Raw genomic sequence first — 25,365 nt, 5'->3', positions numbered from 1 at the left:
GAGTAGTCCTGCGGATGCCACTGTTGGTGGGGCTTGCCTAGGGTCCATAGCAGGCCGCATGGAGGCGGCCTCGTCCGGCAGGGGAAAGGTGACATGGCGATGGCACGAGCACGGATGGTGGCCGCGGGAGCGCTGACTCTCGCGTTGAGCGGCACCGCGATCGGGATGGCGTCGGTGGCAGCGGGCAGCGCCGCCCCGCGCGCCGCCACGACCGAGTCAGGAGAACTGACGCCCGTCGAGGAGGCCCGCCTTAATGCGGGTAGGCAGCTCGCCCGGCCAGGGACGGGTGCAACCGGTGCGAACCCGGTGATCAGCTATCTGCCGGACCTCCACGGCGTGGACATGATGTCCTGGCGGCGCGTGCTCACTGAGCGCAGCCAGGGCCGCGCCGCGCCGTCGGCCGCGGTCCAGGCGGCGGCCTCGCCGGGCGGCCGGTTGAGCCCGGTACTCACCTATCGCGAGAAGGAGCCGGCCGGTGTCGGCGGGCGCAATGACACCACGTGGACCGGTGAGCGGGTCACGCCCTTCGGCACGGCGGCTGGGGCACGCAACCGGATGGTCGTCACAGGCGCTTTGGCCGACCTCTCGCCCACCGCCCGCCAACTGACGCCGTCGGCGGAGGACGACGGGGCGATCCCCTTGGCTCGCCAGACCGGGATCGCCGGCAATGGCCGGATCACGGTCACGGGCACGATCGGCGACGGACCGCACGGCACCCGCGGCGACAAGAGCGGCGACTTCGACTGGTATGCCGTCACCGCAAAACCGGGCGAGACCATTCGCGCGGAACTGAGCGGAGCGGATGAGTACGCGACCACCATGATCGCCGACGCGACGGGCACGCTGTTGGCACTCGGCTGGCAGGTGCCGGGCGGCGGGGACGCGCAGGCGGCGACCTACTACACGACAACGGGCGGGACCTTTTATGTGCAAGTGACGCTCGGATCCATGTGGCAGAAGGACTCCTTCGACTCCGGATCCGGGACCGGTCAAGGCCCCACCACGCGATATTCGCTGAACCTCGGTTCCTGGCGCAGCGACCGTGACGCGGTGGTCGTGCACTTGCGCAAGGGAGATGTGCTCGGCGCGTCCGTTGCCGGGCAGGCGAAGCGGGTCTCCGTGCAGAGGTGGGACGCGCAGTACGTCACGGGCGCCACCGACGCCGACCTCTCCTTCATCTATCCCGAGGCCAGCCCGCTGCCGGGCGGCGGCAACGCCACTGTCGCCTATGTCGCCGAGGCCGATGGCTGGTATGGCGTGATCACCGAAAACGGCGTCGGCCGCTACACCAACACCGTCGAGGTCTACCGGCCCGGCGGATCCGAGTCGGCAACGCCGCAAACGATCTACCTCGACTTCGACGGTGCCGTCATCGACACCTCGATCTTCGGAGGCGACAACCCGCGCGCCAAGCTCTCCCCGCTGAAGTCCTTCCTCGCCGGCTGGGGGCTCACCGAAGCCGACTTGCCTCCACTCGCCGAACAGATCACCGCGACCGCGACCGAAAATCTCCAAGCCGATCTGGCCCGGCGCGGCATTCCGGGCTTCTCGGTCAAGGTCGTCAACGGCTTGCGTGCGCCCGACACCTTCGGCCGCCCCGGCGTTTCGCGGATCATCATCGGCGGCACCATCGGCGAGTCCGGCATCGAGACGGTCGGCATCGCCCAAAGCATCGACCCCGGCAACTTCGAGCGTGCGGAGACCGCTCTGGTGCTGCTGGACATGATGAGCGCGCCGGTCGCCGGCAACCCCCTTTCCGTGGTGTCGCTCAACTCCTACATCGGCACGAAGACGCCGCGAGTGAAGTTCGTCGGCCGGGCGATCGGGAATGTCGTCTCGCACGAGGCCGGCCACTACATCGGCAACTTCCACACCGACAACGGCAACCTCGTCTCCTCGCTGATGGACAGCGGTGGCCGCGGATTCTGGCGGATGTTCCAGGCTGGCCCCGACAAGGTCGGCGGAACCGCGGATGACGGCGACACCGACTTCAGCACCGACCGCTTCTCGCTGTGGGAGCCCTTCTTCGGGGCCGAGGACACAGCCAATGTCTCGGCCTGGGCGTTCGCCAAGCGCCCGAGCTGACCCCCAGCCCGGCCACTCGACGGTAATAGGAACGCGTCAGCGGGCCAGGCGCTCCCCCGGACCGAAGGTGTCGACCACGAGTCCGGCGGCACCGAGCGTCCCGTTCGAGGAGGCCCAGGTCGAGGCGTCCCGGCCGTCGGCCACGACGACAGCCCCGTCGACGACGCGGATGTCATTGCCCTGGAAACGGATCGCCGTGCCGGCATTGATGCCGAGACCGAGTTGCCCCTTGGCCACGGCCACGCCGTTGAAAAGCCGGCCCCAGGTGTAATCGGTGTTCAGCGCCGGGACGACGGTTGCGGAGACGACTCCGAGACCGCGCTGCCATTTCGCCTCGGTCGTCTTGAACGCCAGGCCGGAGACCTCCTCGTAGTTGTCGCCGTTCGGCCGGGCATTGGGTGACCACCGCGCGCCGGCGTAGGCCGCTGCGGGGCCGTCCGCGAAGAACACCGGCGCCGCGGCAGCCGCTGTCGCGGCGAGGGCGCGGAAGCTCGCATCGCGGAAGGCCTTGGCCGCCTGCGGCGGGGAGACCGCGACGAGGAGGACCGCGTCATACGTCGTGACATCGGTGCCCATCCAGCCGCTGTCGCCATAGGTCACAGTGTCGACGTGGCCCATCCATCCGGCCTCCTTGACCTTGGTGCCGTAGGCGGCGGCGGTCGAGCGGGTGTCGGCGGAGATGATGAGCAGTCGGGCCTTCGCTGGATCGGCGCTCGCGGCCGCCGCATCCTTGACCACGCTCGGCACCACATTGGAGCCGCCGAGAACCCCACCGCCGAGATAGACCGTGCCGGTGGCCGACGCCCTTGGCACCACCCAGGCGCGCCCCGTCACCGCGCCGACGGTGGCGCCGCCGCGGGTCATCCGCCGGGTCACCAGGTCATAGTCGGTGTTCTCGGTGAGCAGGTTAACCTTGACCTTCCGCGCCGAGAGCCAGCGCTCGGTGCCGACCCACCGGTGGGTGGCGTTCAGGCTCTCGTAGTCGATGGTCGCCACCCCGGACAGGCCGAAGACCTGCGTCAGCGTCCGGTCGCCGTAGTTGACGACACCGGTCGCATAATCGGCGCCGACCCCGACGGGGCTCGTGCCGCCGAACCGCTCGTCGGCGGTGGCAATCGTCGACAGCGACCGGCCGAACCGGCCCCGCTCATAGAAGTGCTGATCGTAGATCGCCCGCTGCGACCCGAAGACCAGGCCGCGCTGCCGGTCGCCGTCATTGCCCCACCACATCAGCGTCGAGCCGCGCCGAAGTCCTTGCGCGGCACCATAATCGCCGACATAACCGTTGATCATCGAGGTCGACTCGATCGCTGCCCCAGCGCTGGTGCCGGCGAAGGGCACGCCCCGCTTGACCGCCGCCGTCATCGCCGTTTCCGCGGGCGAGTTCGCCAGCACCTTCATCGCGATCCCCTGGTCGCCGCCGAGGGCATAGATGCCGTCCAGGCTCGGGCTGCGCAAAGCGGCCGAGTTCGACGTCTTCAGAGCGTCGGCTCGATTGAGCAGAAGGGCGAGTCGGCCGACGCACCGCATCCCGGCGGGCACGACCGCAGTGCAGGCGTCCTGCACCTCCTGGGTGCGCTGTGTGGCAAGGGCGATGTTCTCGGGTCGGCTCGGCCAGTCGTCGCCATAGGCGGACGGCACGACCACGAGATCGACGGTCGTGTCTCCGGCCCGCGAGATCGCCATCTTGGCGAATGCCTGGAGCGTCTCGAACTCGTAACCGCCGCCCGTCGGCATCATCACCGTCGGCGGCGCCCCGGCATCGGCGCCGCCGTCACCCGGCCCGGCGAGCGCAGGGTAGGCGCCGGAAACGGCCAATCCGGTCAGCGCAGTGATGGTGGCAAGGCGACGCAGTCGCTTCGGTGTCTCTCCCATCGCCCGACCGTAGCGACCCGAGGCCGTCAGCGGCGTGGTCGGCGCGCGGCAATGTCATGCCGCACCGGCCTGAGGACCGGCGTCAGGGACAGGGCGCCCGCGACTGAGCCGAGCGCACTGAGCTCGTCGAGGATGGTCCGCGTCGGCGGCAGCAATACCAGCTCGCGCGCCTCCGTTCGATCAACGAGGGTTGAAACGCCGGCCCACCCGGAGCGGTGCGACTCCGTGGTCGTATGACCGAACGCCGCCGCTTCGGCTTCCGTGACCGGATAGAGGAAGAACCGCACATCGAAGCGTTTAGGCATCCCGATCGGAGTGATCCAGTCGTCCCACGGGACCAGCCGAGCGGGGTCGATGACGGCTCCCGTCTCCTCCGCGACCTCCCGGATGCCCGTGGCCAGCAGCGTGCGTGCCGCCTCCTCGGCGGACCCCAAATGACCGTATGCCGTTCTCCCGAACAGCGCACCGTGCTCGGCGACCAGCGTCGCGGGGAGCGCTAGTGCGGCACCTGCCTGTCGATCGCCGGGATCGATGCGGCCGCCCGGAAAGACCACGGCCCCGGCCGCGAAATCCATGGTGCTGACGCGGTACTGGACAAACACCTCAAGGCGGCCGGCCACCTCGCGCACGGGGATCACGCTGACCGCAGGGATCGCGACGGGGGAATCCGCAAGCGGGTCGGGCACCGGCATACCGGCGACGACGGTTCTGATGACCGGGTCCGCATCGGCCGTCGCCGTCACGGCGACGTGCTTCTGCCCGGCATCGAGCATCAGGCCGAGCGCGGCGCGGATCAGCATCTCCTCGACTCCGAGCCCAGCGACCTCCGCGGACACGCGCACACCGGCCAGCCGCAACGATCCGGCGTCGTCGACGACCACGGCGAAGCCGGCCTTCGGCGTGCCTACCACCAGGACCGAGGCGATCGGGAGGCCATCGCTCAGCGCCGCGATCGCTGAGGAGAGGTGCGCGCGGTCGGCCGGATCGGCATACCGCACGCTGGTGACCCGCAGACGCGAGGCGGAGGTCATCCGGGCAGGATACGCAGCCGCGCCCTCACGGTTCGGCGGGGAGCGAGAGCCGGGCACCCGACATGCTGATGAACTGCTCGGCGCGCTTCGTGCGAAGGCTGCCGGGGCCGTAGTTCTCCAGCCAACCGTCGTCCTCGCTCAGATCGAGCGCCGCAGGTGCCGCCCGCCGCGCCCCCGCCCGGTCGGTCCGCGAGCGCGATTCGACGACGGACCGGAAGTAGTAGTGGAAGAAGAGCCGGTTGAACTCGGTGAAATAGATGTCCGCGACCCGCCGGTCCCCACGAATGACCACCATGTTCTCGTCATTGTCCACACACGAGGCGCGTGAGAAGTTCGCCGATCCGGTCACGACGATCGGGTCGTCGCCTAGGGGGTCACTGAGCAGGAATTTGTTGTGGATGAAGGCGACATGAACATTGAGGCCGAGTTCGCGGGTGGTGGTCTCGGCAACCCATTGCCCCAGCGGGGTGCCGAGTTCGCTTCCCCACGCCTGGTAGATGTTCTTGCTCGCATCGAGTTCGATCCGCGGCGCGCCGGGGCGAGTCCGATCCGGCGTCTCCAGGAGGAAGAACCGCAGCGGGCTGGACGAATCTCCCTGCGCCAGAACGTCCTTCAGCTCCTGAGCGATCCCGAAGGCGAAGGTCGCGCACGCGAGGGACTGCGGGTGGGCGAGCAGATCGGCATACAGGGCAAGCGGCTCGGGTCCGGGCCGCGGGCTGAAGATCGCCCGGCACCCGGTGCCGATATCCGCCCGCGCGGCCGGCGTTGGACTCAGCGCCAGCACCGCCGACTCGTACTCGCGGTTGAGTTCGATGTTCTCGCTGCGCCCCACCCCCGGCCGCGCGCCCGGGTCATTCGCCAGGAGGGAGAAATAGGCGAGGAAGTCGGCCGCGAGTCCCGAGTCCCGCACCAGGTGACCGACATTCGATTGCCCGTGAATGCCGCCGGTCGTCAGATTCGTCGACCCGGTCCAAACCGCCACCGGCGACCCTGCGCGCACCAGCACGAGGAATTTGTTGTGCTGGATCTCGGCGCGCCGGTTGACCCGCGGGAGGAGCGCGGTGTCGGGCAACCCGGCGACCACGATGGCCGCGAGATTCGCAACGCGCGGCGTGCTCTCGACCCACGTGCGTTTTCGCGTGCCGTCGTCCTGCTTCTTGTTCTCCCAGTGCTCGTTCTCCTTCAGGTCGATGACGAGTTGCACATCGACGCCGCGATCGATCGCCGCGCGGAACTCGGAAAGCACGGGCCCATAACTGAATTCGTAGAACGCGCCCCGAAGCGCATCGCCGGGGCCGGCGGACCGGATGAACGCGATGAGCGCCTCATCGAGATCCCGGCTGAGCCAGTCCATCGCCAGTTGACGCAGCGCGGGCGTCGCGAGCTCGTCGGGCCGGAGGTTGCCGAAGCGACGGGCATAGAACTGGCTGGATGCGACACCCCGGTTGAAATGGATGTCGTGGACCTCCGACTCGCGTGGCTCGGCGGACACCTCGATGGCGACCGGGCGGCCATACGCCGGCTGCGCCGGTGTGCCGCGGACGGGGATAAAGCGATAGCCGTATGCCGTGCCCGCCTGCACGGTGAAGTCGTCCCAGACAAGCGACTGGATGGGGTGGGCGTGTGTGGAGTGGCTCGCTCCCGGCTCGGGATCGGGCACCACCGAGCGGAAGACCTTGAAGCCCTCGACATACCGCCAGCGACCGCCGGGGGCACGTCGTTGCACCGCGAAGCCGAGCAGTCCGCGCCGGGCCCGGACGGACACGCGCAACCCGAAGGAGACGGTGTTGACCCCAGTCACGGCGAAGACCGTCACCCCGTCGACGGCGGCCGAGCGGAAGCGCACCGCTTCAGGCTAGGTCGTGGGCCGCGTCGGCGTCCCGCTTTCGGAAGGATTCGGCATAGGGTCCTGTGGTGCCACGACGACGCAGACTCGCGGCCGGCTCGACGCAGGGACGGATGGCCGAACGCGCCAAGGCGCATCCGGCACGCTTCGTGCTGTACATCTTCACCCTCGTCAATCTCGCCTTTACCACGCTGCTCCTGCTTCCCCGCGCCACCGAGACCGGCCAGCGGGCGCGCTTTGTCGATGCCTTGTTCACCGCCGTGTCCTCGGTCTGTGTGACGGGACTGACCGTCCACGACACCGGCAGCTACTGGTCGGGCTTCGGGCATGTCGTCATCTTGTCCGCGATCGCGGTCGGCGGCCTGGGCATCATCACCTTGGCCTCGATCCTGGGCATCGTCGTCTCGCGTCGGATGGGCCTGGGCTATCGCGTGCTGGCGGCGCGAGAGACCAAGACCGAGCGCCTCGGCGAGTTGGCCGAGCTGCTCAAGGTTGTCGTCGGCACCACGCTCCTGATCGAAGGGCTCGTCTTCGTCGTTCTGGTGCCGCGTTTCCTGACTGAAGGCGAAGGGGTCGGGCCGGCGCTGTGGCACTCCCTCTTCTATGCGATCTCGGCCTACAACAACGCCGGCATCGTGGTCCATCCGGGAGGCCTGCCGACCCACCCGGGCGACTGGTGGCTGCAGGTGCCGCTGATCGTCGGGGTGTTCCTCGGCAGCGTCGGCTTCCCGGTCCTGCAAGTGCTTCGGCATCGCTGGCGCCGGCCCCGCACCTGGGGCTTGCACGCCCAGCTCACATTGGCCACGACGGGCATCCTCATCGCGGGGTCGATCGTGCTCTTCCTCGCGCTCGAGTGGCGCAATCCAGCCACCATGGGGCCGCACTCGGTCAGCGACAAGGCTCTCGACGCCCTGTTCATGGCCATCATGCCCCGATCCGCGGGTTTCAACACGGTGCCGGTCGGCGACCTGAACCACACCACCATGCTCTCGCTCGATGCCTTGATGTTTGTCGGCGGCGGGCCGGTCTCGACCGCCGGCGGCATCAAGGTCACCACTTTGGCCGTGCTCTTCCTGGCAGTCGTGGCCGAGGCCCGCGGTGATCGTGATGTCGAGGTCTTCTCTCGACGAGTTCCGGCTAGCAGCCTGCGGCTCGCGGTCGCCGTGACCATGCTCGGTGCCACGATCGTCCTGATCGGGTCGATGATCGTCACCGAGCTGACCCATGAATCGCTCGATCGCGTCCTGTTCGAAGTGCTCAGCGCCTTTGCGACCTGTGGCCTGTCCACGGGCCTGTCCGCCGAACTTCCGGATGCCGGCAAATATGTGCTGACCTTGTTGATGTTCATAGGGCGCACCGGCACCATGACGGTCGGCGCTGCCCTCGCCCTGCGAGAGCGGCGCCACCTCTATCGACTCCCCGAGGAAAGGCCGATCATTGGCTAAGGACAAGCTCAGTCACGAGCCGGTCATGGTGATCGGGCTCGGCCGGTTCGGTGCCGCGACCGCGCAAGCGCTCACCGCTCTCGGCCATGACGTGCTCGCCATCGAACGTGACCCGGTCCTGGTGCAGGAGTGGGCCCCGCGCCTGACCCACGTGATCGAGGCCGACGCGACCCACTTGGAGGCGCTCGAACAACTGGGCGCCAGGGACTTCCCGATGGCGGTCGTCAGCATCGGCGGGAGCGTCGAGTCCAGCGTGCTGGCCACGGCGAATCTCGTCGACCTCGGCTGCCCGCAGATCTGGGCGAAGGCGGTCACGACGAGCCACGGTCGCATCCTGGAGCGCATCGGCGCCCATCACGTCGTCTATCCCGAAGGTGACGCCGGGCGCCGAGTGGCTCGCCTGCTCAGCGGCCGGATGATCGAATACATGCCCTTCGAGGACGACTTCGCGATCGCGACGATGCGCCCGCCGCTGGAGACCCAGGGCTTCACACTGAGCCAGTCCGAGATCCGCGGGCGGTATGGCGTGACTGTCGTGGGCCTGAAGGCCCCGGGCAAAGACTTCGTCTATGCCCAGGCCCACACCAAGGTCACGCCCTACGACCTGCTCGTCGTCGCCGGCGAGCCGGGCAAGATCGAACGTCTCGCTGCGCGGCCCTGAGGTCCTTGCGTCAGGCCAGGGTCGGCTTGACCTGCACGAGCCGGGCGAGCAGACCGTTGACGAACTTCGGCGATTCGTCTGTGGACAGCTCACTCGCTAGGCCGACGGCCTCGGCGATGGCGACCTTCTCGGGGACCTCGGTGCTGTAGAGCACTTCATACGCCCCGAGCCGCAGGATCGCCCGATCCACCGCGGGCATCCGCGCGACCGGCCAGCCCTGGCTGTAGGTGTCGAGCAGCTCGTTGATCTCGCGCCAGTGCCCGACGACGCCCTCGACGAGGGTCGCCGTATACGGATTCAATGGCGCCTGGGTGACCGGCGTGGCGAGCCGTTCGTGCAAAAGGTCGCCGACATTGACGCCCCGCGCCTCGGCCTCGAAGAGCAGGTCGAGGGCGCGCTTGCGCGCCTTGGTGCGTGCCGCCATACGGGCCTCTTATCTGTCGCGGACGATCAGTTGACGCGGCCGAGGTAGGAGCCGTCGCGCGTGTCGACCTTGACCTTGGTGCCGGTCTCGAGGAAGAGCGGGACCTGGATCTCGGCGCCCGTTTCCAGCGTGGCCGGCTTGGTGCCGCCGGTGGAGCGGTCGCCCTGCAGGCCCGGCTCGGTGTAGCTGATCTCCAGCACGACCGACGCCGGGAGTTCGATGTAAAGGACATTGCCATCGTTGCGGGCCACGATCGCGTCCTGGTTCTCCAGCATGTACTTCGCCGCGTCTCCGACGATCTGCGGGCTGACCGAGATCTGGTCGTAGGTGTCGGGGTCCATGAACACGAAGTCGGTGCCGTCGTTGTAGAGGTACTGCATCGTGCGCTTGTCCACATTGGCCGTCTCGACCTTGACGCCGGCGTTGAAGGTCTTGTCGACGACCTTGCCCGACAGGACGTTCTTGAGCTTGGTCCGCACGAAGGCCGGACCCTTGCCCGGCTTGACGTGCTGGAACTCGATGACGGTCCAGAGCTGGCTGTCGATGTTGAGGACGAGCCCGTTCTTCAGGTCGTTGGTGGTCGCCACGCGGAAATCGCTTTCGTATGCCGTGGGCGCGCGTGGACACGCGCCACCCACGTGGAGGGTCTGGTCAGGATCGTCACCATGGTAAACCCGGCGCCGCTACCGAGCGGCCAGGCTGGAACAGGCCGACGCGCGCCTGGGCCTGGCTGTCGGCATCGGATCGCACCCGGTCCCACGGGGGCAGCGGTCGGTTCGTACCAGACCTGAGCGGTCGGGGAGGTGTCGGACAGGTAGTGGGTCCGGTTGTCATCGACAGCAACATCGCGCACGGCTCGGATCCAGAGGCTGTCGATCCCGGTGACGTGATAGACGCCGGGATACAGCATGAAGCGGTGCTGGGGAAAGCCCTGGAGGCCCGGCCCGCTGACCGGGTTGGTAGCCGCACCCAGCCGCCCCGACGCGATGGTGTCGACATTGGTCTCGATGATTACCGGCACGGCCAAGTCCTCGGCGAGTTGCCAGTGACGCGGCACGCCCCAGGTGTTCGGCAGTCGGTTGACCCGGAGCTGGACGTGATTGAGCTGACCGCGCAGGGTGTACGCGATCCGTGCCGATGCGCTCTCGCCGGCCTTCGTCTCGTCGGCGTCGTCGACGACGACCTCGTTGACCGTGATCCGTTCGAGGGCATCGCGCAGGACCGTGTCGCTGAGGTGCTGTCCGTGGTCATGGTGGGTCCGTCGCTATCGAGTGGACGGGGGGTTCCGGGGCATCGGGGCGAGGACTCCCGCGGGGCGCACGCGTCGGGAACAATGGCCCCATGACGACGAAGCGGTTGACCCCGATGGATGCGATGTTCCTCTACGGGGAGACGCCCCAGACGATGATGCACGTCGGGGGGCTGCTGCCGTTCACGCCCGCGCCCGATGCGCCGGAGGACTTCCTGCGGGCCCTGGTGCGCGAGATCCATACCGAGACGGCGGTGCAGCGGCCGTGGAATATGAAACTGAAGACGCCGGGCTTCCTGCTCAACCCGGCACACCAGTGGGTCGAGGACCCGGACTTCGACATCACCTATCACGTGCGCCGCTCCGCGCTGCCGCATCCGGGCGACGAGCGCGAGTTGGGCATCCTCGTCTCCCGGCTGCACTCACACCCGCTGGATCTGACCCGGCCGCCGTGGGAGATGCACCTGATCGAGGGGCTCGAGGGTGGGCGGTTCGCGCTCTATGTGAAGTTCCACCATGCACTGGTCGATGGGTATAGCGCGATCCAACTGCTCAACCGGTCGATGTCACCGGATCCCTCGTCACGGTCTGAGCAGATGTTCTTCGCGGTGCCGCCGCCCAAGCGGGAGCGGTCCGCATCGACCGGGAAGTCCTCGCCGCTGGCCGACGTCGGTGCGGTGCTGTCGCGGGCGGTGAACGTCACCAAGTCGGTGCCCGACCTCGCGATGTCGATCGTCAAGCTGCAGTTGCGGCGCGACGGGGAGTTCAAGCATTTGGTCTCGTCCCACGAAGCGCCGCATTCGGTGCTCAACTCCAAGATCGGGCGCAATCGCCGGTTTGCCACGCAGCAATACGACATCAGTCGTCTGACCGCGGCGGCGAAGGCCGGCGGGGCGACGCTCAACGACGTCGTGCTGACCATTTGTGGTGGGGGGTTGCGGCGCTTCCTCGGCGAGCAGGGGCAGTTGGGCGAGAAGCCGCTCGTCGCCTTCTTGCCCGTCAATGTGCGCCCGAAGGGCGATGTCGGCGGCGGCAATGCGGTCGGGGCGATCCTCAGCACGATGGGCACCGATGTCGCGGACCCGGTGGAGCGCCTGGGCGTGATCGCCCGCTCGACGCGTCAGGCCAAGGACCAACTGGTCAACCTCCCGCAGGAGTCGATCCTGGCCTATAGCGCCTTGTTGATGGCGCCCGCGGGGACTCAGATCCTGGCGGCGATGACCGGGCTGAAGACGCCGATGCCGTTCACCTTCAACCTGTGCGTCTCGAATGTGCCCGGCCCGCGGGAGGTGCTCTACTTCCGCGGGGCGCGGCTGGAGGCGGACTACCCGGTGTCCATCCCGATCCACGGGATGGCCCTGAATATCACCTGCCAGAGCTATGGCGGGACGCTGTGTTTCGGCTTCATCGGTGACCGGGACGCCCTGCCCAGCCTGCAGCGCCTGGCCGTCTACACCGGCGAGGAGCTAGCCCGCCTCGAGGCCGAGTTGGGCCTCGCCGCGCCTCCGGAGGCTACCGCGACGAAGGCGCCCGCCACGAAGGCCGCGCCCGCGAAGGCGGCGGCCACGAAGGCGCCCCAGAAGCGCGCCGCGTCGAAGGCCACTGCGAAGCGCGCGACAACCGAGCGGACCCCGGCCAAGCGCACCACCAAGAAGGCCACCCCCTGACGCTCCCCTCCGGTCGAGAGCACAAATTCAATCGGTCGAAAGCACGGCTGCTGCGCCGCGCCCGCAGGCATCCGAAAACGGGCATCATGTCGCCATGAAGCCCAAGGTTGTGCTGTCCGCAGTTGCCGCCGGCATCGCCGGAGTCGCCGCCCATGACCTGACCCAGAAGCGCCACAGCTTGATGCGCAACTTCCCGGTCATCGCGCACGCCCGGTTCGCGCTGGAGGAGATCGGTCCCGAGCTGCGCCAGTACATCGTGACCGGCAACGACGAGGAGCGGCCCTTCAGCCGCGACCAGCGCTCGTGGATCTATGCCAGCTCCAAGATGGAGAACAACTACACCGGCTTCGGCACCGACAACGACGTCGAGAACGCCGAATACGTGATCTTCAAGCACCACACCTTCGCCCCCGTGGCCGCCCCCACCGGCACGCACGCCGCGGATGACGTATGGCTGCCCTGCGGCAAGATCCTCGGCGGCCCCCGCGGGCGCCGTGACGCCTTCCGCCCCGACTCGGTCGTCAACATCTCGGCCATGAGCTTCGGCTCACTGTCCGGCAATGCGATCGCCGCGCTCAATGGCGGCGCCAAGCTCGCGGGCTGCCTGCACAACACCGGGGAAGGCGGCCTGTCCGCCCATCATCGCCAAGGCGGCGACCTGACCCTCCAGATCGGCACCGCCTACTTCGGCTGCCGCGACGACGAGGGGCGTTTCGACCTCGACACCCTCATGCGCGTCGTCGAGTCCGCTCCCGTCAGGGCCATCGAGATCAAGCTGAGCCAGGGCGCCAAGCCCGGCCTCGGCGGCATGCTGCCCGCCGCCAAGATCACCCCCGAGATCGCCGAGATTCGCGGCATACCGTTGGGCAAGGATTGCGCCAGCCCGTCGCGGCACGCGGAGTTCAACGATGTCGACAGCATGCTCGACTTTGTCGAACGGATAGCCCAGGCCACCGGCAAACCGGTCGGCATCAAGTCCGCCATCGGCGAGATGGGCTTCTGGGAGAGCCTCGCCGGCCAGATGCAAAGTCGTTCTCGCGGAGTCGATTTCATCACTGTCGACGGCGGCGAGGGCGGCACGGGCGCGGCGCCGCTGGTGTTCACCGACGCCGTCGCCCTCCCCCTCCGCGTCGGCTTCGCCCGCGTCTACTCACTCTTTGCCGAGGCCGGCCTCAGCGATGACGTCGTCTTCATCGGCTCGGGCAAACTCGGCCTGCCCGACAACGCGCTCGTCGCGTTCGCGCTCGGGGCGGACATGGTCAATGTCGCCCGCGAGGCGATGATGTCGATCGGCTGCATCCAGGCGCAGAAGTGCCACACCGACCACTGCCCCACCGGCGTGGCCACTCAGAGCAAATGGCTCGCGCGCGGCCTCGACCCGACCCTGAAGGCCGAGCGCGCCGCAAACTACATCCGCACCCTTCGCCGCGACCTGCTCAAGGTGTCCGAGGCGTGTGGCGTGTGGCATCCGAGCCTGCTCGACGCCGACGACGTGGAGATCATGGACGGCAACCGGCGGGGTACCCCGCTGCGCGTGGTCTATGGCTACCAACCGACGTGGGGGGCACCCGGCCCGCGCATCCGCGACGAGATCACCGCGCTGATGTCGCAGACGGCGCCCGCCGGCGGCTCCGCGCCGTCCACCGACGAGGCAGTTCAGGCCGTGGTGCCAAGCGAGTCGTAGGCCGACTGCAGGAGTTCCGGGGCCGGACCCACCAGTCGCGTCGGCTGCGCCAGGTCCTCCAGCACCACGAACCGCAATGTCGAACCCCGCGTCTTCTTATCGCGTCCCATGGCGACCAGCAGCGCGTCGAGGGGCGCGCCGGCATACGTCGTGGGCAGGCCGACAAGGCTGAGGATGTCGCGATGCCGCGCAAGCAAAGCGGAATCGATCAAGCCGGAGCGATGGGCGAGTTCGGCCGCGAAAACCATCCCGATCGCGACGGCATCCCCGTGGCGCATGGTGTAACCGGCGTGCTGTTCGATCGCATGCCCCAGCGTGTGCCCGTAGTTGAGGATCTCCCGAAGCCCCGCCTCCCGCAGGTCTTGCGACACCACGCGGGCCTTCATGGCAACGGCCCGTCCGATCAATTCGACGGTATGCCGGCCCACCCCCCTTGCCGAGGCCGGGTCCTCCTCGACCAGCTCAAGGATGCGGGGATCGGCGATGAAGCCCGCCTTGATCACCTCGGCCATCCCGGCGACAAAGTCGCGCTCCGGCAGCGTCGCGAGCACGTCGACATCGCAGACGACACCGAGCGGCTCGTAGAAGGCGCCGACGAGATTCTTGCCCTCGGCCGTGTTGATGCCTGTCTTGCCACCCACTGCCGCGTCGACCATGGCGAGCACGGTCGTCGGCACGTTGACGAAGGGCACGCCTCGCAGCCAGGACGCCGCCACGAACCCGGCGAGATCGGTGACCGTGCCGCCCCCGACGCCGACGACGGCGTCCGTGCGAGTGAACGACTCGCGCCCGAGCAGAGACCACAAATCTCCGGCCACAGCAAGGGTTTTCGCCGCCTCGGCATCGGGCACCAGCCCTTCGACCACACGGACCCCCCGGGCGTCGAGCGCCTCCCGCACGCGAGCGACGACCTCCGGCAGGGCGCCGCTGTGCACGAGAAGAGCACGCGTCGCCGTTGCCGGCACCAGGTCAGCGGCCGCCTCCAGGATGCCGCGACCGATCACCACGTCGTATGCCGTGCCCACCCGCACCCGCGCGAGCTCGGCCATCAGGCCTGCCCGTCGTCCGCGCGCAGCAACGCCACGATCTCGGCAGCGATCTCCTCGGGCGTGCGCCCCGCGGTGTCCACGCGATGGCGGGCGAGTCGCTCATAGGTCGGGCGGCGCTCCTTCATCAGCGCCACCCAGCTGGCGCGCGGGTTGACGGCGAGCAGCGGCCGAGACTGATCGAAGCCCACCCGTTTGGCCGCGTCCGCGATGCCCACGTCGAGCATCACGACGCGATGACCGGCGAGCGCGTCGGCAGTGGCCGGGTCCATCGGCGCGCCGCCACCGAGCGCGAGCACACCGGACTCCTGGGCCAACGCACGGGCCACCTCGGCCCGCTCCAGCGCTCGGAACGCCGGCTCCCCGTCGTCGATGAAGACATCGGCGATCGTCTTGCCCGCGACCACCTCGACCGCGGCGTCGGTGTCATGAAGCGCCACATTGAGCCGTGCTGCCAGGGTTCGGCCGACCGTGGTCTTGCCCGATCCCGGCGGCCCGATGAGCACGGCGACCGGGCGCGTCACCACGAGCGCATTCCCGCCGGGATCGCGGCCAGATAGCTCTCGAAGTTCCGTCGCGTCTCCGCAACGGAATCCCCGCCGAATTTCTCCAGGCAGGCCTCGGCCAGCACCAGCGCCACCATGGCCTCGGCGACCACGCCAGCCGCCGGCACCGCGCACACATCCGAGCGCTGGTGAATGGCCTTGGCCTCGGCGTCGGGATGCGCTATGTCGACGGTGTCGAGCGAGCGCGGCACCGTCGAGATCGGCTTCATGGCTGCGCGCACCCGAAGGATGCCGCCGCTGGACATGCCGCCCTCGGTCCCGCCGGCCCGGCCGGTGCGTCGCCGGATCACGCCATCCGCGTCGCGCTGCATCTCATCGTGCGCTTGCGACCCGCGCCGGCGCGCCGTGGCGAATCCGTCGCCGACCTCGACACCCTTGATTGCCTGAATCCCCATCAGGGCACCGGCAAGCCGCGCGTCCAGGCGCCGGTCCCAGTGGACGTGCGACCCGAGGCCGGGCGGCACGTCGTACGCGATCACCTCGACGACCCCGCCGAGCGTGTCGCCGTCCTTCTTCGCCGCTTCCACTTCGGCGACCATCGCTGCCGACCCCGCTGCGTCGAGGGTGCGCACCGGGTCGGCATCGAGGGCGTCCACATCGCCGGGCTCGGGCACGGCGGCACCGTCGGCGAGCGCCGCCGTGCCGATCGCGACGGTGTGCGACACCAGCCCGATCCCGTATGCCTGCGCCAACAGCCGCGCGGCCACCTCGCCGAGCGCGACCCGCGCCGCCGTCTCGCGGGCCGAGGCCCGCTCGAGGATCGGGCGGGCATCCTCGAAGCCGTATTTCTGCATCCCCACCAGGTCCGCGTGTCCCGGCCGCGGCCGGGTCAACGGCCGGTTGCGCCCGATCTCCTGGGGAGCGTTGACGTCACCGGACGCGGCATACGCCTCATCGCTGACCGGGTCCGCGGCCATCACGGTCTGCCACTTCGGCCACTCACTGTTGCCGATCATGATCGCGACCGGCGAACCGATCGTCAGCCCGTGCCGGACGCCCCCGAGGAAGGTCACGACATCCTGCTCGAACGCCATCCGGGCACCCCGGCCGAAACCGAGCCGCCGGCGCGCCAGGGCGCCCTGCACGTCGGTCGTGGTCACTTCGATCCCCGCCGGGAAGCCCTCGATCGTCGCCACGAGCGCCTGCCCGTGCGACTCACCCGCGGTCAGCCAACGCACCATGTGCGGAATCCTCGCACGCGCCCCCGACAGCCTCCGCCTTCGTCCATGCGCACCGACGGAACCAACCGCCCAGGGGCCGCGCCTCAATCTCCCGGGGCCGCCCGGCGGGACAGTTCGGCCCACCCTTCCTTCAGCAGCACCCCCGCGTCGGGCCGGAGCCCGGTCATCAATTGCACCTGCTCGACCGCCTGATGCACGAGCATGTCGAGGCCGCTGACCACCTCAGCCCCCACCGCCTCCGCCGCCCGCGCCAGGGGCGTCGGCCAACCCGCATAGACCACGTCCAGCACCACTACCCCGCCGCCCAGGCCGCAACCCCGAACGCCGCCCGGACCAGTCCCGCTCCCCCGCAGCACCTCCGCCGCCCCCAGCGCACCCGCCCCCGGGAGGGTCGAGACCACGAGCCCCCCAGCCACCCCAGGCCACCCCGCCAAATCCCTGACCGTCAACTCGACATCGAGCCCCCCCGCCAGCTCCCCCAGCGACGCCCACGCCTTGTCCGGATTGCGCGCGCACACACTCACCCGGCGGCACCCCAACTCCCGCAACGCGATGAGCGCGGATCGCGCCGTCGCCCCCGCCCCAAGGATCACCCCACTCGGAGAATCCGCGGCTCCGGAGTTCGCGCGCCAGGAGGCCTCCCTGTTGCGCGATGCGTTGGGTGCGAAAGGTGAGGAGTCAGGAAAGTGGCGGGGCGAGGCGGAAGCAGAGGGGCAGTCGCGACCCGAGCGTCGCTCTGCGACCGAGGGTCGCGTCTCCTGCCCCGGCGCTTCTGCCTCGTCCCGCCACCGCGCGCTCAAACTCGTGGCACCCCCGAGGGCCGCCACGATCCCCGCGATATCGGTGTTGTCGGCGTCCCAACCGCCGTCGGCGCGGCGGACCAGCGTGTTGATCGCCTCCGCCAACCGCGCGCGTTCCGACACGAGGGACGCGACGGTGAACGCCACCTCCTTCAGCGGCATCGTCAGCGAGAGCCCGCGCACGTCCGCGCCCAACCCGGCCACGAAGGCCGGGAAGCCGGCCTCGTCGACGTCAGCCGCGTCATACGTCCAATCGGTCAACCCCAGCGACGCATAGGCCGCGCGGTGCAGGACCGGCGAGAGCGAGTGCCGGATCGGCGATCCGAGGACGAAGGCCCGCGGCACGAGGTCAGTCCCGAGGGGTCAGCCGAAGCACTTGGCTTCGGGGTGCTTCTTGCACCAGGCGACGAACTCCTCGGAATTCTTCACCTGCTCCTCCAGAGTCACCGCGAACTTCGTCTCGCCCGTCGAGGGGTTGACGGTCACGAAGTAGAACCACGGCCCGTCGGCCGGATGCGCGACGGCGTCGATGGAGTCGCGGCCCGGATTCGAGATCGGGCCGGGCGGCAGGCCCTTGTGGATCTTGGTGTTGTAGGGATTCGACGCGTCGGCCCGCTCGGCCTCGGTCGGCGCGACGGCACGCCGCTTGGCGCCGTAGGAGACGGTGGCGTCGGAGTCCAGGCGGCCGACGGTGCCGGCGGTGGGCTGCTCGAGGCGGTTGATGAAGACGCGGGCGACCTTGCGCCGGTCATTGCTCGACCCGGCCTCGGACTCGACGATGGAGGCCAGGATCATCGTCTTCTCCCAGTCGGCCTCGTCGATCTTCTCGCCCTTCATCACCTCGACAGCCTTGGCCACCATCAGCTTCAGTTGCTGCTCGGCGGTCGCTTTGGGCGGGAACTCGTAGGTCGCGGGGAAGAGCCAGCCCTCGACATTGCCCTTCGCGGCGGCCGGGAGCCCGAGAGCCTTGACGTCCTTGGCTGCGGACTCATAGTCCTTGACAGGCACCTCTGTCGCCTTAGACAACCGCTTGTAGATCTCGCTCGCCCACAGCCCCTCAGGGATGGTCACGCGGGGATTGGTGCGGTGCTTGGGGTCGGCCAGCCACTTCAGGGCGTCTATGGCCTTCATCTGCTCTTTCAGCGTGTAGCTGCCCGGCTGAATCGCCTGCGCGAGTCGTGGGCTGTCGCTGGAGGCCTTCACGAACGCGGACGTCGTCTTGATGACGTCGGCACGCACCAGGGTCGAGGCGATCTGGCGCCCGCTGTCGCCTTCGTTGACGACGATGTCGGCCTCGCCGCTGCCTGGGCCGGGATAGTCCTCCGAGGCGGTGAACTTCGCGATCGCCGGCTTGGCGATCCGGTAGACGCCGTAGCCACCGCCGATGACGACGGCGAGCGAGATCAACAGCGCGGTGAGGGACTGGAAGGTCCGCCGCGGTGGCTTGGGCCGGGCGGCCTCGGCCGACCCGCCACCACCGAAGATGTCCTGATCGAGACGCTGCGTCACTGCGCGCTGCCCTTTCGTCGCGGCTTACGCCGTGGCTTGGTCGCCGGGCTGCCGGCGGGTGCGCCGGTGGCCCGTTCCTGATCCAACGCTGTCTGCAGGATGAGCACCGCAGCCGCCTGGTCGACGACCCGCCGCTGCGCCCGGCCCGAGACCCCACTGGATCGCAGGTTGCGATGTGCGTCCACGGTCGTCAGCCGCTCGTCGATCAGGCGAACCGGCACCGGTGCACACACATCGGCAACCACGAGAGCATAACTGCGCGCACCGACAGCGGCCGCGCCATCCACGCCGTCGAGTGAGCGTGGCAAGCCGACGACCACCTCGATGACCTGCTGCTGGGCGACCAACCGCGCGACCTCGGCGATATCGGCCGGTATGCCGTGGCTCACCTCGGGTGCCCGCGGCACGGTCACGAGTGGGTAGGCGAGGATGCCGTCGGGATCGCACGCCGCGATCCCGACCCGCACGCTGCCGACGTCGATCCCGAGACGGACCCCGCGCCGCATACGTCAGCGGCTCCCGAGGGCCGCCTCGACGGCCGCGAGCGCGGCCGGGATGGCTGTGACGTCCTGCCCGCCACCCTGGGCGAGATCGTCCTTGCCACCGCCGCCACCGCCGAGGACGCCGGCCGCGACGCGCACGAGGGCGCCCGCCTTGAGGCCTGCCGCACGCGCGGCGTCATTAGTCGCGACGACGATCACGGGCCGCCCACCGCCAGCCGCGGCGACCGCGACCACGGTCGGCCGGTCGTTCCCGAACCGGCCGCGCAGGTCGATCGCCAGCGTCCGGGCGTCATCGGCGACCGCATCGAGACCCGCGTCGTGACCGAGGAAGGTCGTCCCGCCGACATCGCGGGCCGACGCCGTCAGGGCACCACTGGCGGCCTGCAGTTGCTCCTTGTGCAGCTTGTCGAGCTCGCGCTCGGCATCCTTCAGGCGCGTGACCAGGCCGTGCACACGCTCGGGCAACTCCTCCGGACGCCCCTTCATCAACTCGGTGAGCTGGCCGACGATGGCCCGCTCACGCGCGAGGAAGGAGTAGGCGTCAGTGCCGACCAGCGCCTCGACGCGTCGCACGCCGGAGCCGATCGACGACTCACCGAGCAGGGTGACCAACCCAAGTTGGCTGGTGTGCTCCGCGTGCGTGCCACCACACAGCTCACGCGCCCAGTCGCCCACCGAGACGACGCGGACCGCGTTGCCGTACTTCTCGCCGAAGAGCGCCATCGCGCCCGCCTCGCGCGCCTGCGCCTGGGTCATCACCTCGGCGCTGACCGCGAGGTCGTCGAGCAGGATGTGGTTGACCCGCGCCTCGACATCGCGCAGCACCGACGCCGGCACGGCCGACGAGGCGTTGAAGTCAAAGCGGAAGCGCCCAGGCGAATTCTCCGACCCGGCCTGAGTCGCGGTCTCCCCCAACGCTTCTCGGATCGCCTTATGCACCATGTGCGTCGCCGTATGCGCGCGGGAGATGGATCGCCGCCGGGCGATGTCGACCTCCGCAAGCGCCACCTCACCGGGCGAGACCTCGCCGGAGACCACGACCCCGCGGTGGACGATCAAGCCGGTGATCGGCTTCTGGACGTCACCGATGTCGACGAGCGCACCATTGGCCAGGCGCAGCACACCGCCGTCAGCCAACTGACCGCCGCCCTCGGCATAGAAGGGCGTGCGGTCCAGGACGATCTCGACCTCCTGCCCCTCGTGCGCCGCGCCAACCGCAGCACCGTCGACGAGAACGCCGGCGACCCGCCCCTCACTAGACACCTCGGTGTAGCCGGTGAACTCGACCTCGTGGCCAAGCGCGTCCGCCACCCCGCGGTATGCCGTGGTGTCGCCGTGCGCGGACTTCTTCGCCTTCGCGTCCGCCTTGGCGCGCTGGCGCTGCTCGGTCATCAACCGGGTGAAGCCGTCCCGGTCGACCTCGAGCCCCTGCTCCTGCGCCATCTCCAAAGTCAGATCGATCGGGAAGCCGTAGGTGTCGTGCAGGGCGAACGCGTCGTCACCCGACAGGGTCGCCGCACCCGCTGCCTTGGTGCGCTCCACGGCGACGTCGAGGATGGTCGTGCCCGCGGCGAGGGTACGACGGAAGGCCTCCTCCTCGGCATACGCGATCTGGCTGATGCGGCCGAAGCCGGACTCCAGCTCGGGATAGGAGAGCTTCATCTTCGCCAGCGAGACCGGCAGCAACTCGGGCAGGCAGGGGTCGGCATATCCGAGCAGGCGCATCGAGCGCACCGCGCGGCGCAGCATGCGACGCAGCACATAGCCGCGGCCCTCATTGCCCGGGGTGACGCCATCACCGATGAGCATCAGCGAGGAGCGCACATGGTCGGCGACCACGCGCAGCCGCACGTCGTCGGGGTGCGACGCCCCGGCCGAGTGACCGGAATGCGCCCCATAGACCTTGCCGGTCATCTCCGCCGCGCACACCAGGACCGGCTTGACCTCGTCGATCTCGTAGAGGTTGTCGACGCCCTGGAGCAGGCTGGCCATCCGCTCGAGCCCCATGCCGGTGTCGATGTTCTTCTTCGGCAGCGGCGCCTCGATGTCGAAGTCGACCTTCGCGCGGACCGCCGAGAGCGACTCCTGCATGAAGACGAGGTTCCAAAACTCCAGGAAGCGGTCCTCGTCGACTGCCGGGCCACCCTCGGGCCCGTAGTCCGGGCCGCGGTCGTAGTAGATCTCGCTGCACGGGCCGCCCGGGCCGGGCACGCCCATGTGCCAGTAGTTGTCGGCCAGCCCGCGGCGCACGATGCGCTCCATCGGGATGCCGGTCAACTCACGCCAGAGGCCGATCGCCTCGTCGTCGTTGTCGAGCACGGTGACCCACAGGCGTTCGGGATCCAGGCCGAAGCCCCCGTCCGCGACGCCGCTGGTGACAAGCTCCCACGCCAGCTCGATGGCTCCGGCCTTGAAGTAGTCGCCGAAGGAGAAATTGCCGTTCATCTGGAAGAAGGTGCCGTGCCGGGAGGTCTTGCCGACCTCCTCGATGTCCTGGGTCCGCACGCACTTCTGCACGCTCGTCGCGCGCGGCGCCGGCGGGGTCTCCTGGCCGAGAAAGTAGGGCTTGAAGGGCACCATGCCGGCGTTGACGAAGAGCAGATTGGGGTCATCGTGGATCAGCGGGGCCGACGGGACGACGACATGGCCCTTGCTCTGGAAGAAGGACAGCCAGCGGCGCCGGATCTCAGCGGTTTCCATCGGTTCTCTGCACTCTCGAAAAGGCGATCGACAATCGACACGCCAGTCTAGGCGAGCGGTCAGGACCGCTTCACCCGCTTAACCCGGCACGTATGCCGTTCAGTCGCCCTCCTCGGCGACCCGGTCCGGGCGCGGGCCGGCCGGGTCGAGGAGCAACGCCTTGGCCTGCTCGGGAGTCAGCGGCTCGCTGGTGACCGGGAGCCGGGTGCTGCGCGGCGGGGTGCGGCCGTCCCCGGGGCCGGTGGGCGCGGGCATACCGGCATCGAGGCCGAGGGCATCACGCAGGTCGCGCTCGCGTTCGGCCGCGCCGGCCTTGACCGTCTGGACGAAGCGGGTCCACCCGGCCAACGGGTTGTCCCGGTCATAGGACGTGCCGACGCGGTGCACGGCATACGCACCGGCACCGACGGCCACCGCCGCGGCGGCACCGAGCAATAGTCGCGAGCGACGGCTCATGCGTCGCCACCGGACTTGCGCGAGTGGGCGCCACCGGTGCCGCGCATGCCGCCGAGGGCGGCCCGCACACCATACGAATAGGCGGCGACCTTGACCAGCGGCTGGCCGACGGTGGCGGCGAAGAGCCCCGTCAGGGCGCTGGCGTTGGTCGTCATGGCGCCGACATTGCTGGTGATGCCGTCGACGCGGGCCAGCTGGTCGTTGGTCAGCGCGACGGTGTCGGTGAGCTTGACCAGCGTTGGCTGCACATTCTCGGTGGTTGTCCGCAGCGAGAGCTGGGTCTCGTCGAGGATCTTGCCGGCCTTGCCGACCAGGGAGCCGATCCGATAGACGAGATAGGCGACCGAGAGCGCGAGCACGCACAGGGCGATATCGCCGAGCGAGACATCGGAGAACATGCCGCGACCCTATCCGCCCGCGAGCCCGACCTCGGGTCGGCGCGTCAGTAGGCGCCGGTCACATAGGTGGGGATCGTGCCCACGTTGTCGTACATCCAGTCCGAGTCGGTGACCGTGACCCGGATGCAGCCGTGGGAGGCGGGGTAGGTCGGCACATCGGTCGAGCCGTGGACATACACCGCGCCAGTGATGTGGCGGCGGTTGTACATATTGCCGAAGTTCGAGATGTAGGCGAAGCGCCCGACATTGTGGGTCCCGCAGCCTTCGGGATAGAGGGAACTGCAGTGCCAGCCGCGGTCGGTGCTGCCGATGACATACCGCCCATTGGGGGTGGCATGTCCGCTCACGCCGGTCGAGATCGCCATCGCCTTCTGATAGTTGTTGTTCTTGACATAGACCATGGCCTGGCAGGTCTCCTGCGCCACGAGGTAGGTCGCATTGCCGAGATAGGACGACGCCGGGATGTCGGTGATCCGGGGGTACTTCTTCGCGTAGGCAACCAAGGTGTTGTAGGTCTTGGTGTCCAGGGGAGCGCGGCTGGTGCCGATGCCGCTCATCCGGCGGAAGGTGCACAGCCCGCGCAGGGTCTGTGGCCCGCTGACGCCGTCTGCGGTGCCTGTCGGAATGCCGTATTGCAGCATGATCTTCTGCGCGGCCAACACCCGGGCGTCGGCGGCCTTCGCCTCGGCCGCCTGGGCAGGCGCCTGGATCGTCACTGCCAGGCCGAGGGCCAACGCCGCGGCCCCGATCATGCTCCGGTTCGCCTTCATCAACTGCCTCCCTAGGTGCCGCGCGGATCTCGCGCATCCTATGCACCCTGACGCGCGAGCCGGCCATCAGGTTGTCTCACGTGCGCAAACGCTCGCGCAGCCACTCCCAGCGCTGTTGCAGGCGAGCCTCGAAACCACGATCGGTGGGCTGGTAGTAGTCCGTCCGGCCGTGCAGGTCGTCGGGCAGATATTGCTGCGCCGCAACGGCATCCGGCTGGTCGTGGGCATACACATAGCCGGCGCCGTGACCGAGTCGCTCCGCCCCGGCATAGCCGCTCCCTCGCAGGTGCGCGGGCACCGCCTCGCCCCTGCCGGCACGCACGTCGGCGATGGCCGCGTTGATGCCGGCATACGACGCATTGGACTTCGGCGCCAGGGCATTGTGGACGACGGCCTGGGCAAGGATGATCCGCGCCTCCGGCATCCCGATCTGGGCGACCGCGTGGAGCGCGGCCACCGCCGTTTGGAGGGCGGTCGGGTCGGCCATCCCCACGTCCTCGCTGGCCGCGATGACGATGCGCCGGGCGATGAATCGCGGGTCCTCGCCGGCCTCCAGCATCCGGGCGAGGTAGTGCAGTGCGGCATCGACATCGGACCCGCGCATCGACTTGATCAGGGCGGACGCGACGTCGTAGTGCTGGTCGCCGGTCTTGTCGTAGCGCACCGCCGCCTGGGCGATCGCCCGCTCGACGTGGGCGAGGGCGATGGGCGTGGGCGTCTCGTCGCCCCGCACCCCGCGCACGTCCTCGGCCACGCCGGCGGCGGCTTCAAGCGCGGTCAACGCGCGCCGGGCGTCACCGCCGCTGACCCGCACCAGGTGATCGCGCGCGTCCTCCGCCAGCACGTATGCCGCATCCAACCCCTCCGGCGCCGTCACCGCCGCATCGAGCACCTCGCGAATGTCCTTCTCCCCCAGCGAGGTCAGTGTCACCAGCACCGAGCGAGAGAGCAACGGGGCGATCACCGAGAAGGACGGGTTCTCGGTCGTCGCGGCGACGAGGATGACCTGGCGGTTCTCGACCCCGGGCAGCAGCGCGTCTTGCTGGGCCTTGGTGAAGCGGTGGATCTCATCGAGGAAGAGCACCGTCTGACGGTCGTAGAGCGAACGATTGCGCTCGGCCGCCTCCATGACGGCGCGCACATCCTTGACCCCGGCCGTGACCGCGGAGAGTTCGACGAACTCCCGGCCGGCCGCACTCGCCACCAGATGCGCGAGGGTGGTCTTGCCGGTGCCCGGCGGCCCCCACAGGATGGCCGAGATCGGCCCCGCGCGGCCGCCGCTGCCCTCGATCAGCCGCCGCAGCGGCGAGCCGACCCGCAGCACCTCGGCCTGACCACGCACCTGCGCTAGGGATCCCGGGCGCATGCGCACGGCGAGCGGCGCCAAGGTGGCCTCGGTCGGGCCGGCCTCGGCCGCCGCCGCCCCGAAGAGATCTGGCCCCGTGCTCATCGCTCAAGGCTAGATGAGC

Annotated in this window: 22 protein-coding genes; 5 read left to right on the top strand and 17 right to left on the bottom strand. The window is 69.1% G+C overall.

The features are described from left to right. The first annotated feature begins 99 nt into the window (after positions 1-99). Positions 100-2,085: a hypothetical protein gene (locus tag ABD209_RS09375; protein WP_344065220.1), complete on the top strand. Its 1,986-nt coding sequence runs from the start codon at positions 100-102 to the stop codon at positions 2,083-2,085. Positions 2,086-2,121: 36 nt separating this feature from the next. Here ABD209_RS09375 and ABD209_RS09370 read toward each other — a convergent pair whose 3' ends face one another. From ABD209_RS09370 to ABD209_RS09360, 3 genes are read right to left on the bottom strand one after another with little or no spacing between them, the layout of a single operon-like run. After that, the gene (locus ABD209_RS09370) at positions 2,122-3,960 is read right to left on the bottom strand and encodes a Type 1 glutamine amidotransferase-like domain-containing protein (protein ID WP_344065217.1); all 1,839 of its coding nucleotides are present in this window, start codon (positions 3,958-3,960) and stop codon (positions 2,122-2,124) included. Positions 3,961-3,986: 26 nt separating this feature from the next. Beyond that, positions 3,987-4,991, bottom strand: a complete 1,005-nt coding sequence (locus ABD209_RS09365; protein WP_344065214.1) for an NUDIX hydrolase — start codon at positions 4,989-4,991, stop codon at positions 3,987-3,989. Positions 4,992-5,016: 25 nt separating this feature from the next. Then, a complete protein-coding gene (locus ABD209_RS09360; protein WP_344065211.1) occupies positions 5,017-6,837 on the bottom strand; it encodes a phospholipase D-like domain-containing protein in 1,821 nt (606 codons plus the stop codon). 68 nt (positions 6,838-6,905) lie between these two features. Between ABD209_RS09360 and ABD209_RS09355 the strand changes: the two genes are divergently transcribed. Together ABD209_RS09355 and ABD209_RS09350 are read left to right on the top strand one after the other, a co-directional pair. Further along, positions 6,906-8,282 carry a TrkH family potassium uptake protein gene (locus ABD209_RS09355; protein ID WP_344065208.1) on the top strand — a complete coding sequence of 459 codons (1,377 nt, stop codon included), beginning with the start codon at positions 6,906-6,908 and terminating at the stop codon, positions 8,280-8,282. Positions 8,283-8,307: 25 nt separating this feature from the next. Further along, positions 8,308-8,943, top strand: a complete 636-nt coding sequence (locus ABD209_RS09350; protein WP_324387446.1) for a potassium channel family protein — start codon at positions 8,308-8,310, stop codon at positions 8,941-8,943. Between the two features lie 10 nt (positions 8,944-8,953). Here ABD209_RS09350 and nusB read toward each other — a convergent pair whose 3' ends face one another. Genes nusB through ABD209_RS09335 form a run of 3 tightly spaced genes read right to left on the bottom strand, consistent with a single transcriptional unit; the run spans position 8,954 to position 10,424 of the window. Further along, entirely contained in the window at positions 8,954-9,367 is a 414-nt protein-coding gene (gene nusB / locus ABD209_RS09345; RefSeq protein ID WP_324387445.1) for a transcription antitermination factor NusB, read from the bottom strand. A 26-nt stretch (positions 9,368-9,393) separates the two neighbouring features. Continuing rightward, the gene (efp, locus tag ABD209_RS09340) at positions 9,394-9,954 is read right to left on the bottom strand and encodes an elongation factor P (RefSeq protein WP_324387447.1); all 561 of its coding nucleotides are present in this window, start codon (positions 9,952-9,954) and stop codon (positions 9,394-9,396) included. Next, positions 9,933-10,424 (bottom strand): hypothetical protein, encoded by a 492-nt coding sequence (locus tag ABD209_RS09335; RefSeq protein WP_344065204.1) that lies wholly within the window; start codon positions 10,422-10,424, stop codon positions 9,933-9,935. The genes efp and ABD209_RS09335 overlap by 22 nt, the downstream gene beginning before the upstream one ends. A 284-nt stretch (positions 10,425-10,708) precedes the next feature. Here ABD209_RS09335 and ABD209_RS09330 point away from each other — a divergent pair, with 284 nt between their 5' ends. Both ABD209_RS09330 and ABD209_RS09325 read left to right on the top strand, forming a co-directional pair. Then, positions 10,709-12,283 carry a WS/DGAT/MGAT family O-acyltransferase gene (locus ABD209_RS09330; protein WP_344065201.1) on the top strand — a complete coding sequence of 525 codons (1,575 nt, stop codon included), beginning with the start codon at positions 10,709-10,711 and terminating at the stop codon, positions 12,281-12,283. A gap of 94 nt (positions 12,284-12,377) precedes the next feature. Next, on the top strand, positions 12,378-13,967 hold the full coding sequence (locus ABD209_RS09325; RefSeq protein ID WP_344065198.1) for an FMN-binding glutamate synthase family protein: 1,590 nt from the start codon (positions 12,378-12,380) through the stop codon (positions 13,965-13,967). Here ABD209_RS09325 and aroB read toward each other — a convergent pair. The 11 genes from aroB to ABD209_RS09270 all read right to left on the bottom strand — a co-directional run bounded on the left by aroB (position 13,940) and on the right by ABD209_RS09270 (position 25,346). Further along, positions 13,940-15,016, bottom strand: a complete 1,077-nt coding sequence (aroB, locus tag ABD209_RS09320; protein WP_344065195.1) for a 3-dehydroquinate synthase — start codon at positions 15,014-15,016, stop codon at positions 13,940-13,942. The two genes, ABD209_RS09325 and aroB, sit on opposite strands and share 28 nt — an antisense overlap. Beyond that, on the bottom strand, positions 15,016-15,537 hold the full coding sequence (locus tag ABD209_RS09315) for a shikimate kinase (RefSeq protein WP_344065192.1): 522 nt from the start codon (positions 15,535-15,537) through the stop codon (positions 15,016-15,018). The genes aroB and ABD209_RS09315 overlap by 1 nt, the downstream gene beginning before the upstream one ends. After that, entirely contained in the window at positions 15,534-16,760 is a 1,227-nt protein-coding gene (aroC, locus tag ABD209_RS09310; RefSeq protein ID WP_344065189.1) for a chorismate synthase, read from the bottom strand. Before aroC ends, ABD209_RS09315 begins: the two co-directional genes overlap by 4 nt. Before the next feature lie 83 nt (positions 16,761-16,843). Beyond that, positions 16,844-17,905: a shikimate dehydrogenase gene (locus tag ABD209_RS09305; protein WP_344065186.1), complete on the bottom strand. Its 1,062-nt coding sequence runs from the start codon at positions 17,903-17,905 to the stop codon at positions 16,844-16,846. A gap of 18 nt (positions 17,906-17,923) precedes the next feature. Then, on the bottom strand, positions 17,924-19,069 hold the full coding sequence (gene mltG, locus ABD209_RS09300; RefSeq protein WP_344065183.1) for an endolytic transglycosylase MltG: 1,146 nt from the start codon (positions 19,067-19,069) through the stop codon (positions 17,924-17,926). Beyond that, the gene (ruvX, locus tag ABD209_RS09295; protein ID WP_344065180.1) at positions 19,066-19,575 is read right to left on the bottom strand and encodes a Holliday junction resolvase RuvX; all 510 of its coding nucleotides are present in this window, start codon (positions 19,573-19,575) and stop codon (positions 19,066-19,068) included. Before ruvX ends, mltG begins: the two co-directional genes overlap by 4 nt. A gap of 3 nt (positions 19,576-19,578) precedes the next feature. Continuing rightward, on the bottom strand, positions 19,579-22,272 hold the full coding sequence (gene alaS, locus ABD209_RS09290) for an alanine--tRNA ligase (RefSeq protein ID WP_344065177.1): 2,694 nt from the start codon (positions 22,270-22,272) through the stop codon (positions 19,579-19,581). A 99-nt stretch (positions 22,273-22,371) separates the two neighbouring features. Beyond that, positions 22,372-22,728, bottom strand: coding sequence for a hypothetical protein (locus tag ABD209_RS09285; RefSeq protein ID WP_344065174.1), 357 nt, complete (start codon positions 22,726-22,728; stop codon positions 22,372-22,374). After that, on the bottom strand, positions 22,725-23,126 hold the full coding sequence (locus tag ABD209_RS09280) for a DUF948 domain-containing protein (protein ID WP_344065171.1): 402 nt from the start codon (positions 23,124-23,126) through the stop codon (positions 22,725-22,727). Before ABD209_RS09280 ends, ABD209_RS09285 begins: the two co-directional genes overlap by 4 nt. A gap of 44 nt (positions 23,127-23,170) precedes the next feature. After that, entirely contained in the window at positions 23,171-23,896 is a 726-nt protein-coding gene (locus ABD209_RS09275) for a L,D-transpeptidase (protein ID WP_344065168.1), read from the bottom strand. A 76-nt stretch (positions 23,897-23,972) separates the two neighbouring features. After that, positions 23,973-25,346, bottom strand: a complete 1,374-nt coding sequence (locus ABD209_RS09270) for a replication-associated recombination protein A (RefSeq protein ID WP_344065165.1) — start codon at positions 25,344-25,346, stop codon at positions 23,973-23,975. Between the last annotated feature and the right edge of the window lie 19 nt (positions 25,347-25,365).

Origin of the sequence: Nostocoides vanveenii (assembly GCF_039531165.1) — a bacterium.
GTDB lineage: Bacteria > Actinomycetota > Actinomycetes > Actinomycetales > Dermatophilaceae > Nostocoides_A > Nostocoides_A vanveenii.
The sequence above is the reverse complement of the archived record's forward strand: the minus strand, read 5'-3'. Positions and strand labels throughout refer to the sequence as shown.

What these genes read in the sequence shown, in the direction of transcription:
- ABD209_RS09330 (WP_344065201.1), top strand. Translation starts at nt 10,709, where the DNA reads ATGACGACGAAGCGGTTGACCCCGATGGATGCGATGTTCCTCTACGGG.
- ruvX (WP_344065180.1), bottom strand. Translation starts at nt 19,575, where the DNA reads ATGCGGCGCGGGGTCCGTCTCGGGATCGACGTCGGCAGCGTGCGGGTC.
- aroB (WP_344065195.1), bottom strand. Translation starts at nt 15,016, where the DNA reads ATGGCCGAGCTCGCGCGGGTGCGGGTGGGCACGGCATACGACGTGGTG.
- nusB (WP_324387445.1), bottom strand. Translation starts at nt 9,367, where the DNA reads ATGGCGGCACGCACCAAGGCGCGCAAGCGCGCCCTCGACCTGCTCTTC.
- ABD209_RS09280 (WP_344065171.1), bottom strand. Translation starts at nt 23,126, where the DNA reads ATGTTCTCCGATGTCTCGCTCGGCGATATCGCCCTGTGCGTGCTCGCG.
- alaS (WP_344065177.1), bottom strand. Translation starts at nt 22,272, where the DNA reads ATGGAAACCGCTGAGATCCGGCGCCGCTGGCTGTCCTTCTTCCAGAGC.
- ABD209_RS09325 (WP_344065198.1), top strand. Translation starts at nt 12,378, where the DNA reads ATGAAGCCCAAGGTTGTGCTGTCCGCAGTTGCCGCCGGCATCGCCGGA.
- ABD209_RS09285 (WP_344065174.1), bottom strand. Translation starts at nt 22,728, where the DNA reads ATGAGCCGTCGCTCGCGACTATTGCTCGGTGCCGCCGCGGCGGTGGCC.
- ABD209_RS09370 (WP_344065217.1), bottom strand. Translation starts at nt 3,960, where the DNA reads ATGGGAGAGACACCGAAGCGACTGCGTCGCCTTGCCACCATCACTGCG.
- ABD209_RS09350 (WP_324387446.1), top strand. Translation starts at nt 8,308, where the DNA reads ATGGTGATCGGGCTCGGCCGGTTCGGTGCCGCGACCGCGCAAGCGCTC.
- ABD209_RS09270 (WP_344065165.1), bottom strand. Translation starts at nt 25,346, where the DNA reads ATGAGCACGGGGCCAGATCTCTTCGGGGCGGCGGCGGCCGAGGCCGGC.
- ABD209_RS09365 (WP_344065214.1), bottom strand. Translation starts at nt 4,991, where the DNA reads ATGACCTCCGCCTCGCGTCTGCGGGTCACCAGCGTGCGGTATGCCGAT.
- aroC (WP_344065189.1), bottom strand. Translation starts at nt 16,760, where the DNA reads ATGGTGCGTTGGCTGACCGCGGGTGAGTCGCACGGGCAGGCGCTCGTG.
- ABD209_RS09275 (WP_344065168.1), bottom strand. Translation starts at nt 23,896, where the DNA reads ATGAAGGCGAACCGGAGCATGATCGGGGCCGCGGCGTTGGCCCTCGGC.
- ABD209_RS09375 (WP_344065220.1), top strand. Translation starts at nt 100, where the DNA reads ATGGCACGAGCACGGATGGTGGCCGCGGGAGCGCTGACTCTCGCGTTG.